The 12,065-nt window shown below is 56.4% G+C and carries 10 protein-coding genes; 7 read left to right on the forward strand and 3 right to left on the reverse strand.

Annotated features, from left to right (window positions below; genetic code table 11):
• The first annotated feature begins 14 nt into the window (after positions 1-14).
• From ileS to ispH, 4 genes are read left to right on the forward strand one after another with little or no spacing between them, the layout of a single operon-like run.
• A complete protein-coding gene (gene ileS, locus NR114_RS18990) occupies positions 15-2,831 on the forward strand; it encodes an isoleucine--tRNA ligase (protein WP_020825151.1) in 2,817 nt (938 codons plus the stop codon).
• Positions 2,832-3,341: a signal peptidase II gene (gene lspA / locus NR114_RS18995; RefSeq protein ID WP_020825152.1), complete on the forward strand. Its 510-nt coding sequence runs from the start codon at positions 2,832-2,834 to the stop codon at positions 3,339-3,341.
• A 1-nt stretch (position 3,342) separates the two neighbouring features.
• Complete coding sequence (fkpB, locus tag NR114_RS19000) at positions 3,343-3,813, forward strand: FKBP-type peptidyl-prolyl cis-trans isomerase (RefSeq protein ID WP_046374547.1); 471 nt, start codon at positions 3,343-3,345, stop codon at positions 3,811-3,813.
• Entirely contained in the window at positions 3,794-4,747 is a 954-nt protein-coding gene (ispH, locus tag NR114_RS19005) for a 4-hydroxy-3-methylbut-2-enyl diphosphate reductase (RefSeq protein ID WP_020825154.1), read from the forward strand. The genes fkpB and ispH overlap by 20 nt, the downstream gene beginning before the upstream one ends.
• A 305-nt stretch (positions 4,748-5,052) precedes the next feature.
• Here ispH and NR114_RS19010 read toward each other — a convergent pair whose 3' ends face one another.
• Entirely contained in the window at positions 5,053-5,976 is a 924-nt protein-coding gene (locus NR114_RS19010; RefSeq protein WP_041414183.1) for a LysR family transcriptional regulator, read from the reverse strand.
• Positions 5,977-6,168: 192 nt separating this feature from the next.
• On the opposite strand from NR114_RS19010, the gene pvcA reads away from it, so the two are divergent.
• The 3 genes from pvcA to NR114_RS19025 all read left to right on the forward strand — a co-directional run bounded on the left by pvcA (position 6,169) and on the right by NR114_RS19025 (position 9,368).
• A complete protein-coding gene (gene pvcA / locus NR114_RS19015; protein WP_041414184.1) occupies positions 6,169-7,134 on the forward strand; it encodes an L-tyrosine isonitrile synthase in 966 nt (321 codons plus the stop codon).
• A 90-nt stretch (positions 7,135-7,224) separates the two neighbouring features.
• Complete coding sequence (locus NR114_RS19020; RefSeq protein ID WP_128865025.1) at positions 7,225-8,088, forward strand: TauD/TfdA family dioxygenase; 864 nt, start codon at positions 7,225-7,227, stop codon at positions 8,086-8,088.
• A 20-nt stretch (positions 8,089-8,108) separates the two neighbouring features.
• Positions 8,109-9,368 (forward strand): glycosyltransferase, encoded by a 1,260-nt coding sequence (locus NR114_RS19025; RefSeq protein ID WP_234528922.1) that lies wholly within the window; start codon positions 8,109-8,111, stop codon positions 9,366-9,368.
• Positions 9,369-9,448: 80 nt separating this feature from the next.
• Here NR114_RS19025 and NR114_RS19030 read toward each other — a convergent pair whose 3' ends face one another.
• Together NR114_RS19030 and ilvD are read right to left on the reverse strand one after the other, a co-directional pair.
• Positions 9,449-10,351, reverse strand: a complete 903-nt coding sequence (locus tag NR114_RS19030; RefSeq protein WP_234528914.1) for a dihydrodipicolinate synthase family protein — start codon at positions 10,349-10,351, stop codon at positions 9,449-9,451.
• Positions 10,351-12,063, reverse strand: a complete 1,713-nt coding sequence (gene ilvD, locus NR114_RS19035; RefSeq protein ID WP_234528913.1) for a dihydroxy-acid dehydratase — start codon at positions 12,061-12,063, stop codon at positions 10,351-10,353. Before ilvD ends, NR114_RS19030 begins: the two co-directional genes overlap by 1 nt.
• Positions 12,064-12,065: the final 2 nt, after the last annotated feature.

Below are 12,065 nucleotides of genomic sequence, written 5' to 3' on the forward strand. Positions count from 1 at the left end.
GAAACGAGAATCTCATGAGTGACTACAAGAATACCCTGAACTTGCCGGAAACAGGGTTCCCGATGCGCGGCGATCTGGCCAAGCGTGAACCTGGCATGCTGCAACGTTGGTATGAACAGGATCTGTACGGGATTATTCGTACTGCCAAAAAGGGCAAAAAATCCTTCATTTTGCATGACGGCCCTCCGTATGCGAACGGCAGCATTCACATTGGTCACTCGGTTAACAAGATTCTCAAAGACATTATTATCAAGTCGAAAGGGATGTCCGGCTTCGACTCGCCTTACGTTCCGGGTTGGGACTGCCATGGCCTGCCGATCGAACTGAAAGTTGAACAGCTATACGGCAAACCGGGTGAGAAACTCACCGCCGCGGAATTCCGTGTGAAGTGCCGTGAGTACGCCGCTGAGCAGGTTGAAGGCCAGAAAAAAGACTTTATCCGTCTGGGCGTGTTGGGCGACTGGGATCACCCGTACCTGACCATGGACTTCAAAACCGAAGCCAATATCATCCGCGCGTTGGGCAAAATCATCGACAACGGCCACCTGCTGAAAGGCGCCAAGCCGGTGCACTGGTGTACCGACTGCCGCTCTTCGCTGGCGGAAGCGGAAGTGGAATATTACGACAAGACTTCGCCGTCGATCGATGTGGCTTTCCACGCGGTTGACGCGGCTGCCGTGGCGGCCAAATTTGGCGTCACCAGCTTCAACGGCCCGGTTTCTCTGGTGATCTGGACTACCACGCCGTGGACCTTGCCGGCTAACCGCGCGATCTCTTTGCACCCTGAATTTGCTTATCAACTGGTGCAGGTCGAAGGCCAATGCCTGATCCTGGCGGCTGAGCTGGTAGAAAGCGTGATGAAGCGCGCCGGTATCAGCTCATGGACCGTGCTGGGCAGCTGCAAAGGCGCCGATCTGGAGTTGATGCGTTTCGAACACCCGTTCATGGGCTTCGACGTGCCGGCGATCATGGGCGAACACGTCACGCTGGATGCCGGTACCGGTGCGGTCCATACCGCCGGTGGCCACGGTCCGGATGACTTTGTCATCAGCCAGAAATACGGTCTGGAGATTGCCAACCCGGTAGGGCCGAACGGCTGCTACCTGACCGGCACTCATCCGTTGCTGGACGGCAAGTTTGTCTTCAAGGCCAACGATCTGATCGTAGACCTGCTGCGTGAGAAAGGCGCACTGTTGCACGTTGAAAAACTGGTTCACAGCTATCCATGCTGCTGGCGCCACAAAACGCCGATCATCTTCCGTGCAACGCCACAGTGGTTCATCAGCATGGACCAGAAAGGCCTGCGTCAGCAGTCGCTGGAAGAGATCAAAGGCGTGCAGTGGATCCCGGAATGGGGCCAGGCACGTATCGAAACCATGGTGGCCAATCGCCCGGACTGGTGTATTTCGCGTCAGCGTACCTGGGGCGTGCCGATGTCGCTGTTTGTGCACAAAGACACTGAACAACTGCACCCACGTAGCGTTGAGCTGATGGAAGAAGTGGCGAAGCGCGTTGAGCAAGACGGCATTCAAGCCTGGTGGGATCTGGACGCTGCCGATATTCTCGGCGCGGATGCTGCCGACTACGTCAAAGTGCCAGACACCCTGGACGTGTGGTTCGACTCCGGTTCTACCCACTCTTCCGTGGTTGACGTGCGTCCGGAATTCCAGGGCCACGGTGCCGACATGTATCTGGAAGGCTCCGATCAGCACCGCGGCTGGTTTATGTCATCGTTGATGATTTCCACCGCGATGAAGGGCAAGGCGCCATACAAAGAAGTGCTGACCCACGGTTTCACCGTTGACGGTCAGGGCCGCAAGATGTCCAAGTCCATCGGCAACACCGTTAGTCCACAAGACGTGATGAACAAGCTGGGTGGCGACATCCTGCGCCTGTGGGTGGCGTCTACCGACTACACCGGTGAAATCGCGGTGTCCGACGAGATCCTCAAACGTTCTGCCGATTCTTATCGTCGCATCCGTAACACCGCGCGTTTCCTGTTGGCCAACCTGAACGGGTTTGAGCCAAGCACCGATTGCGTGGCCCCGGAAGACATGGTGGTACTGGATCGCTGGGCGGTGGGCCGTGCACTGGCGGCGCAGAAGGATATCGAACAGGCTTACGCCAACTATGACTTCCATGAAGTGGTGCAGCGCCTGATGCAGTTCTGCTCGGTCGAGATGGGCTCCTTCTATCTGGATATCATCAAGGATCGTCAGTACACCGCGAAGAGCGACAGCGTTGCTCGCCGCAGCTGCCAGACCGCATTGTTCCACATCGCGGAAGCGCTGGTTCGCTGGATGGCGCCGATCATGTCGTTCACCGCCGATGAAATCTGGAGCTTCCTGCCAGGCAAACGTGCGCAGTACGTGTTCACTGAAGAATGGTACGACGGTCTCTTCGGTTTGGCCGAAGGTGAAGGCATGAACGACGCCTTCTGGGCCGAGCTGCTGAAAGTGCGCGGCGAAGTGAACAAAGTGCTGGAACAGGCACGTGCCGACAAACGCCTGGGGGGTTCTCTGGAAGCGGCAGTCACGCTGTATGCCGATACCGAACTGGCCGAACGTCTTAACAGTCTGCAGGATGAGCTGCGCTTTGTGTTGCTGACCTCGGCGGCGCGCGTTGCTCCACTGGCCGATGCGCCGGCGGATGCACAAACAGCAGAATTGGTGAAAGGTCTGAAAATTGCCTTCAGCACCGCAGAAGGTGAGAAGTGCCCGCGCTGCTGGCATTACACCACCGATATCGGCCTGGTGGCGGAGCATGCAGATCTTTGCGGCCGCTGTGTGATCAACGTAGCCGGTGACGGCGAAAAGCGTAAGTTTGCCTAAATGAGTAAACCAATCTGTTCGACCGGTCTGCGCTGGCTGTGGCTGGTGGTGGTGGTGTTGGTACTGGATTTCGCCAGCAAACAGTGGATCCTCGGTAACTTTGTGCTGGGCCAGTCCCAGCCGCTGATCCCGTCGTTCAATCTGTTTTATGCGCGCAACTACGGCGCCGCCTTCAGCTTCCTCGCCGATCACGGCGGCTGGCAGCGCTGGTTCTTTGCCGGCATCGCCGTCGCTATCGTTGCGGTGCTGTTGGTGATGATGTACCGCAGTCAGGCGCAGCAAAAGCTGAATAATATTGCCTATGCTTTTATCATCGGCGGGGCGCTCGGCAACCTGTTCGATCGCCTGTGGCACGGTTTCGTGGTCGATTTCATCGACTTCTACGTAGGCGACTGGCACTACCCGACCTTCAATCTGGCGGATAGCTTTATCTGCGTGGGGGCGGCGATGATCGTGCTGGAAGGCTTCTTGTCGCCGGCGAGCAAAAGCGCAAAGAGTAAAGGTGAGTAATATGACGGCTCAGGTTAACGGTAGCAGCGCAGTGCTGGTTCACTTCACGCTGAAACTGGAAGACGGTTCGACCGCAGAATCTACCCGCAGCAGCGGCAAACCAGCGCTGTTCCGTCTGGGTGACGGCAGCCTCTCAGCACCGCTGGAAGCGGAGTTGATTGGCCTGCGTGCGGGCGACAAGTGCGCCTTTACCTTGCAGCCGGAAGCCGCATTCGGTGCAGAGAACCCGGACCTGGTCCAGTACTTCTCACGTCGCGATTTCGCGGAGACTGGGGTACCGGATGTGGGCACTATCATGCTGTTTACCGCCGTCGACGGCAGTGAAATGCCGGGCGTGGTGCGTGAAGTGGCGGAAGATTCGATTACCGTTGATTTCAACCATCCGCTGGCGGGCCATCCGGTGAGCTTCGATATTGAAGTGCTGGAGATTGATCCCGTGCAGGAGGAGACGCATGCAAATATTGCTGGCTAACCCACGTGGCTTCTGCGCCGGGGTTGATCGTGCGATCAGTATAGTAGAGCGCGCACTGGAAATTTACGGTGCGCCTATCTATGTACGCCACGAAGTGGTGCATAACCGCTATGTGGTGGACAGCCTGCGCGAGCGCGGGGCGGTGTTTATTGAGGAGATCGGTGAAGTGCCGGATGGGTCGATTCTGATCTTTTCGGCGCACGGGGTTTCCCAAGCGGTACGGGCGGAAGCCAAGGCGCGCGATCTGACCATGCTGTTTGACGCAACTTGTCCGCTGGTAACCAAAGTGCATATGGAGGTGGCGCGCGCCAGCCGTCGTGGCACTGAGGCGATCCTGATTGGCCATGCCGGCCACCCGGAGGTGGAAGGCACCATGGGCCAGTACAGCAACCCGAAGGGGGGCATGTATCTGGTTGAGTCGCCGGACGACGTGTGGAAGCTGCAGGTGAAGGATGAAAGCAACCTGTGCTTTATGACGCAAACCACGCTGTCGGTGGATGACACTTCTGACGTGATCGACGCCTTGCGCAAGCGCTTCCCGAGCATCATCGGGCCACGTAAGGACGACATCTGCTATGCCACGACCAACCGCCAGGAAGCGGTACGGAACCTGGCCGGGGATGCGGACGTGGTGTTAGTGGTGGGCTCGAAGAACTCATCCAACTCCAACCGTCTGGCTGAATTGGCTCAGCGCGTTGGCAAGCCGGCCTACCTGATCGATTCCGCCGCGGATATTCAGGAAGCCTGGCTGAAGAACGCGAGTAACATCGGCGTTACCGCCGGTGCGTCCGCCCCTGACGTGCTGGTACAGGACGTGATCGCCCGTCTGAAAGCCTTGGGCGGCCTTAACGTCCATGAAGTCAGCGGCCGTGAAGAGAATATCGTGTTTGAAGTGCCAAAAGAGCTGCGGGTCGATATCCGGCAGGTTGACTAGGCCACAGTGGTAAATAAATGAACGGGGAGCTTAGGCTCCCCGTTTTGCATTTGGGGATCGGGGGACGGGGGCAATATTAGATCGAGAGGAAGGAATAGGATGTAATTCAAATTTTCTGTTATTTAAAGTCAAATTTGTTCTGACAATTTGAATTAATGAAAAATGAAGTGCTTATATAGGCAGTAATAAAGTTATTAAGACTAATATCATTAGTCTGCAATCTAAATAAAGTCTGGTGTTGGTCAGCAAAGGGCTGAGAGGTTAAATAACTAAATTAATTGTCGTTGCAGACACTGTTTATTTAATTAAGTTCGCAACTGGTTTAAAGAATTTTTCTCCTTTTGCTGCAGATGGATTTTCATATGCTCAAGCAAACGGCGAACTTTTAAAGGTTGGCTGTCCCGTCGCGGCATAATTGCATAGCAATTAATCTCTGGTAATCGCCATTCAGGCAGGATTTCCACCAAATCGCCATTGTGTAATTCACGCTCAACATTGACAAAGAAATTACGGATGATCCCTTTGCCCGCCAGCGCCAGTTCTTTCATGGCCATACCGTTATTGGTAAATAGACGCCCGGTCATTCGTAGCCGATGTTCATCGCCGTTGTGGTGGAGCAGGCGAACAAATTGCGGGTTGCCCAAGGGGGTAAAAGTCACCCATTGATGCCGGGTTAACGCTTGTGGGCTCTCGGGAATACCATGTCCCGCAAGGTAGGCTGGTGATGCACATAATACCTCACGAAAGCGCGCAAGGCGGGTTGAAACGTAACTGGAATCAGCCAATACACCGCCACGGATCGCCAGATCAATACGCTGTCCTATCAGGTCGATTTTCTCGTCGTGGATCTCCAGCCTCAGCGTGATGCGCGGGTGTTCATCAAGGAAGCTTTGCAGTGCAGGCACCAGATAGTGGGTGGCGAACTCAGTGGATGTGGCAACGCGTAGCTCCCCACTCAGCTCACCGCGCAGGGCGGCGATACGTTGTTGCCCCCGCTCGGCGGCATGCAGCATTAAAACGCAATCTTCATAAAAACAGAGCCCGGCTTCGGTCAGGCTCAGTGAGCGAGTAGAACGCAGAAGTAATTGAATGCCGAGCTCGTTTTCCAACAGGCGGATATGCTGGCTGACGGCAGAGGTGGTAATGCCTAATTCCTTGGCTGCCATGCTGAACGCGCCGCAATCGACAACTTTAGAAAAAATGGCCATGCGTTTTAGAATATTACTCATAGTTTGTTAAGTTCAACTTAACCAAGATTGTTAATTATACGGGCTAATAATATAGCACCATCTCTTCTATATTGCCTGAAGCAGATAAATATCAGCAGTGAGTATTATTCCCTGGTGATGCCTCTTTTTTCGAAAAGTCTTATTGCGTTTGTGAATAAATCACCTGCGCCATAATCTGAACAGGAGTTAATTGTGGACAGTGCCCGTATTGAAAAAATATCGTTAAAGATCCTTCATGAGCTATTGCAATATCGGCGCCGATTCCCAGGGATAGAGACATCAAATTCCGACGAGGAGCGACTGGTCACTCAAGTGCAATTGCCGCGCATCCGGGCATTCATTGAACAACAACGGCGGATTGAGTTTGTACTGCCAGCCTTTCCGACAAAATCACCCAATACTAATAAGGTGATCGGTGCGGTACCCGATATGGCGGAACGCTTATCGTTGATATTCCTTAATTCCCTCTGCCAGCGTATTCAGCTTTATTATCCGCCGGGTGCGCATATTGTCATCTGTTCGGATGGTCATGTCTTCGGCGATTTAATCCGCGTCAGTGACGATGCCATCAACCACTATCAGCGCGAAATTGAAACTCTGCTGCATGAGGTTGGGGCCACGCACCTGAGCGTGTTCAACCTGGGGGACGTGGAAGGGCTGGCGGAACACACCGACGACTACGATTTGCTGCGCCAGTTGCTGGTCGACGGTTATGCCGAATCGGAGTCGGCAATCAAACAACAGCTGATGGAAAGCGAGCAGGGGCTGCAACTGTACCGCGCCATTACCCGCTTCCTGTATGAAGACAGTCAACTGCCCGGCTACAGCGGCTCGAATGCCGCGTTGCAGAAAGACGCCAAGCTGCGGGCCTGCGGCGTGATTCAACGCAGCTGGGCCTGGGGTAACCTGCTGGCTCAGCATTTTCCGGCGGCGATCCGCTTGTCGATCCACCCGCAGCCTGCCGACAGTCTGAAAATAGGCATTCATATGATGCCAACCAAGGACGACTGGTTGACACCGTGGCACGGGGTAGCGGCTAACGTCAACGGACAGTTCGTACTGATGAAACGCAAAGACGCTCAGGAGTTAGAGGGCGAATTGGTGGCGATCCGCGGTACGCCAAGCCATTACCTGATTGAACAACCTCAAGTGGTGTAATGCGCCACCTTACGCCCGCTATCTTGGCGAGCGTCTTTTAACGGCACGGTTGCCGTGTGAGCAGCAAATTTGCTTCAAGGAGAGTCACCGATGGACAATCAACAATTGAACTGCCGTATTGAACTCAATAGCCCCTTTGGCGCTGTATTGACCCCTGAACACCCGGGGCAATCCATCAGCGAGCTGCCGGTAGCGGCGCTGCGGACGTTGGCACAGCAGCATCACCTGTTGGTGCTGCGCGGCTTCGATTCCGGTTTTACCGATCCGCGGGTATTGACCCGTTATGCCGGCAATTGGGGTGAGATCATGATGTGGCCCTTCGGCGCGGTGCTGGATGTGAAAGAACATCCAGACGCCAAGGACCATATTTTCGACAGCAGCTATGTGCCGCTGCACTGGGACGGCATGTATAAACCGACCATCCCGGAATTTCAGCTGTTTCACTGTGTAGCCGCGCCCTCGCAGGATGAAGGCGGTTGCACTACCTTTGTCGATACTACGCGCCTGCTGGCCAATGCCGATGAGTCGCAGCTGGCTCAGTGGCTGACGGTGTCTATCTCATACCGTATCAAGCAGGTGGTGCACTACGGTGGTGAGGTGTGTTCACCGCTGGTGGTGACGCACCCGAGCGGTAGTGGGCTGATCATGCGCTACAACGAACCGCCGACAGAAGGGAAGAAATTCCTCAACCAGCATGCGCTGGAATATCACGGGGTGCCGGAAGATCAGCAGGAAGCGTTCCATCAGACTCTGCAGCAGCATCTCTACGATCCGCGCCACTATTACGCCCACCAGTGGCAGCAGGGTGATGTGGTGATCGCAGATAACTTCTCGCTGCTGCACGGGCGTGAAGGCTTTACCGCCCGCTCGGCCCGCCATTTACAACGGGTTCATATACAGAGCAACCCGGTGTGCGCCAATCTGGCGCTGAAACCGGCCAACGCAGAGGCTTAAGAGTTATGGCACGTATTCTGATGACCGCCGTGGCAACGCCCGGTCACGTTTACCCGATGCTGGGCATTGCCCGGCACCTGATTGCGCAAGGGCACCAGGTTCGGGTGATGACCGGCGCGTTGTTCCGTGAACGTGCGGAGGCGATAGGGGCGAAGTTTGTTGCCTTCGATCCCAAGGTCGATTTCGACTATCGCTATCTCGAGGAACACTTTCCTGAACGCGCTGCACTGCCGCCGGGCAATGTGCAGATGGCGCTGGCGTTGAAAGACTTTTTCGCCGCTCCAATCCCGTTGCTGAATCAACAGTTGCGTACGGTGATCGCCGCCGAGGCTACCGATCTGTTGATGGTGGAAAACTGTTTCTACGGGGTATTGCCGCTGCTGCAGGCGGAAGAACGCCCTCCGGTTATCGGTATCGGCGTAACGCCGCTGTCATTCTCGTCTGAAGATTCCATCTTCTACGGGCCGCGCATTCCTCCGGCGCTGTTGCCGCGGGAGCTACGTCGCGAACAGCTGGTGGATGACGCCACGCGTGCCTTGATTGATGAGGTGCAGCAGAGTTTTGACGCCGCGATGACGCAATCCGGTGGCAGGCCGCTGCACCAACCCTTTAGCGATGCCTTGATCGGCGGTTGCGATCGTTTCTTGCAACTGGCGACCCCTGCGCTGGAATATCGGCGTGACGATTTGCCGGCCGGCGTGCGATTTATTGGCCCGTTGCGCAGCGCCCCGATACAACAGCCGAGCGAAGCCCTCTGGGATGAGACGGACCAACGGCCGCTGGTGATTGTCAGCCAGGGCACGTTGGCGAATGTCGATCTGCATCAGTTGATTGTTCCGACGCTGAAGGCGTTGGCACAGTTACCGGTACGGGTGCTGGCGACCACCGGGGGGCGTTCGGTCGACGGGCTGTTGGAGCAGCTGCCGGACAATGCCAGAGTGCGAGAGTTTATCTCTTTCGAACGCTGGTTGCCGCAGGCCGCAGTGCTGATCACCAACGGCGGTTACGGTTCGATCAACTACGCGTTGGATCAGGGCGTGCCGTTGATTATTGCCGGTACCGGCGAGGACAAGCTCGAGGCGGCTGCTCGGGTGGTGGCAGCTGGCTGCGGCATTAATCTGCACACCAGCAATCCGGACGAATCGCAGCTGCGTCATGCCGTGCAGCAGATCCTGACGCAACCGACCTACCGACAGCACGCGGCATGGGTTCAGGCCGATTACGCCTGCCATGATGCGCTGGCGGCGATTGCCGAAGAGGTGGCGGCGTTAACCGCTTGAATATTTTCTGTCACGGGGGCTTCGGCCCCCATTTTTTGTATTCGGCAGTCCATCACAATCGCGATGGACTGCCACTGTGGTCACAGGGAAAATTGACTTAAAAATCGGTCGATCATCAGCCGATCTTCTGCAGTCAGTTGCCAACCGGGGTGGCGACAGTAATCGGTAGCGATGATATTGCGTCGTTGCAGGATGGTCTTTTCGATCTGAATGATGTATTCGCAGTGACTCATCCAGCGTTGGATGTAAGGCAACAATGCCTGATGCAGCCTATTCGCTTGTTCCACTTCACCGGCCTGCCAATGGCGATAAATACGCAGGTAAATCTCGCTGAACGAGCAACCCGGCATCACGCCTTTGCCGCCCGCCGCCAACATCTGCAACATATAAAGTCCGGCATAGCCGTTCAGCACGTTGGCTTCAGGGGCCAGTTGCAGAAATTCTTTGGTGTATTCCACCGGCGGATTACATTCAATTTTGAACACCGCATGGGGATAGCGGGCTGCCACGTCGGCCAATTGTTGCGGGGTGATCGGCAAACCGGTTTCACTCGGCGCGTATTGCACCATTACCGGGATGTCTACGGCCTCCAGAACGGCGAAAATGTGCTGCTGGATCGCCTGTGGGCTGGGTTGAAGGAAAAAGGGGGGCAGCAGCATCAAAGCGTCGGCGCCCAGAGCTTGATAATGACGAGCGCGTTTGACGGCGACTTCGCTGCTGTGATCGGTGACCGAGATAGCGCGATACAGCGGGGCTCCTGCCAGTTCGCTGATAAATATCTCCGCCAGGCGTTCACGCTCAGGCTCCTCGAGCTTCGGGAATTCGCTGGCGATGCCAAACAGCGTCATTCCCTGAACGCCGGTTGCTGCCAGATGCTCCAGCAACTGGGTAAAACTCAGCGGGTCGATTTCGCCATTGGCCTTGAACGGCATGGCGACGATAGGGTTGACCCCTTCAATGTCGATAGCTTGGTAACGGCCCATTATTCCTCCTCCCGATCGGCCAGTACGGCACCCTGCGCAGCAGGTAAAGCCCAGCGACGATATAAACGCAGGAAGCCGCGCGGCACTTCTTTGTCCACGGGTTGCCAGTTTTGGCGCCGCTGCGCCAACATCGTCTCGTCAACGTGCAGCGTAAGAGTACGCGCGGGAATATCGATGGATATTTCGTCACCGTCTTGCACCAATGCCAGCTCGCCGCCGTCCACCGCTTCAGGCGAGATATGGCCGACAAACAGCCCGCGGTTGGAGCCGGAGAAACGGCCGTCGGTGATCAGAGCGCAACTGTCAGCCAGGCCCATGCCTTCCAGCGATTTCATCGGCTTATACATTTCCGGCATGCCGGGGCCACCTTTAGGCCCTTCATAGCGCAAGACCAGGGCGCTACCCGGCTTAATCTGGCCGGACATAATCGCCTCGACGGACTCCTGCTCGCTGTTGAACACCACGGCGGGCCCCCGGAAGCGCATCAAATTTTCCGGCACTGCCGCAGGTTTCACCACGCAGCCCAACGGTGACAAATTACCGTGCAGCACGGCAACGCCAGCTTCATTCCGCACCGGAATGGCCAGGGTATGGATGACTTCCGGGCGGCGGCTTGGCCGGGTTTCCGCCAGCAGTTCCGCTTTGGTTTTGCCGGTGACGGTTAACGCGTTGAGATCGAGCAGTTTGGCAATCTCAAGCTCTACTGCCGGGACGCCCCCCGCTTCCCAAAAATCAATCATGTCATGTTCGCTGGCCGGGTAGAGCGAGGCAACCAGCGGTACCTGGTGGCTCAACTCATCGAAGACGGACAGCGGCAGATGGCCCAGTTCCGCCTCATAGTGAATGGCTTGCAGATGCAGAATGGCATTGGTGGAGCCGCCGGTGGCCAGCAGGTAGATCACCGCATTGCGGATCGACTCGGCGGTGATAATTTGGCGGGCATTGACGCCATTCAATACCAGTTCCACCGCGGTGCGCCCGGTTTCGATAGCGCACTCGCGGCGTTCGGCCGAAACCGCCGGCAGCGTGCTGCTGCCCGGCAGGCTCATACCCAGTACTTCACCGATGCAGCACATGGTGTTGGCGGTGCCGTACATAGTGCAGGAGCCCGGGCCGGGTTCGGCGATATTTTCGATATGGGCAAATTCCGCCTCATCGATTTCGCCACGCATCTTCCAACCGATGGCCTCGGTGACGATGTTGCCGTCCCAGTGTTTACCTTTATATTCAGCCGGGTACATCGGCCCGCCGTTAACCATGATGGCCGGAATATCCAGCCGTGCCGCCGCCATCAGCATGGCGGGGACAATTTTGTCGCAGGAGCCAAGCAACACCATGCCGTCGAAACGATGGGCACGCATCATCACTTCGATGGAGGCGGTGATCACTTCACGAGCGGCCAGAATGTAGCGCATGCCGAGATGCCCTTCGGCGATACCGTCACAGGGAGCGATAGTGCCGAACACCATGCCGACCCCACCGGCTTCTTCAATGCCCTGCAATACCTTGGCCGTCAGCTCATTCAGATTGGCGTGGCCGGCTGTCGCGTTGGTATAGCTGTTGACCACGGCGATCACCGGACGGCGCAGTTGTTCGTCACTGTGCCCCATGGATTTGTATAGCGCACGCTTCAGCGCGCCATCATCGCCCTCCAGAATGGGGTTGAAATGCGAGCCGCAACCGCCGCTGCCACAGGTTCCACATCCGCTCATAA

Source organism: Serratia sp. Ser99, from assembly GCF_024519545.1.
Taxonomy (GTDB): domain Bacteria; phylum Pseudomonadota; class Gammaproteobacteria; order Enterobacterales; family Enterobacteriaceae; genus Serratia; species Serratia liquefaciens.

Coding starts and splice junctions, on each gene's coding strand:
- NR114_RS19020 (WP_128865025.1), top strand. CDS start 7,225: ATGGACAATCAACAATTGAACTGCCGTATTGAACTCAATAGCCCCTTT.
- fkpB (WP_046374547.1), top strand. CDS start 3,343: ATGACGGCTCAGGTTAACGGTAGCAGCGCAGTGCTGGTTCACTTCACG.
- NR114_RS19010 (WP_041414183.1), bottom strand. CDS start 5,976: ATGAGTAATATTCTAAAACGCATGGCCATTTTTTCTAAAGTTGTCGAT.
- ileS (WP_020825151.1), top strand. CDS start 15: ATGAGTGACTACAAGAATACCCTGAACTTGCCGGAAACAGGGTTCCCG.
- ispH (WP_020825154.1), top strand. CDS start 3,794: ATGCAAATATTGCTGGCTAACCCACGTGGCTTCTGCGCCGGGGTTGAT.
- ilvD (WP_234528913.1), bottom strand. CDS start 12,063: ATGAGCGGATGTGGAACCTGTGGCAGCGGCGGTTGCGGCTCGCATTTC.
- lspA (WP_020825152.1), top strand. CDS start 2,832: ATGAGTAAACCAATCTGTTCGACCGGTCTGCGCTGGCTGTGGCTGGTG.
- NR114_RS19030 (WP_234528914.1), bottom strand. CDS start 10,351: ATGGGCCGTTACCAAGCTATCGACATTGAAGGGGTCAACCCTATCGTC.
- NR114_RS19025 (WP_234528922.1), top strand. CDS start 8,109: ATGACCGCCGTGGCAACGCCCGGTCACGTTTACCCGATGCTGGGCATT.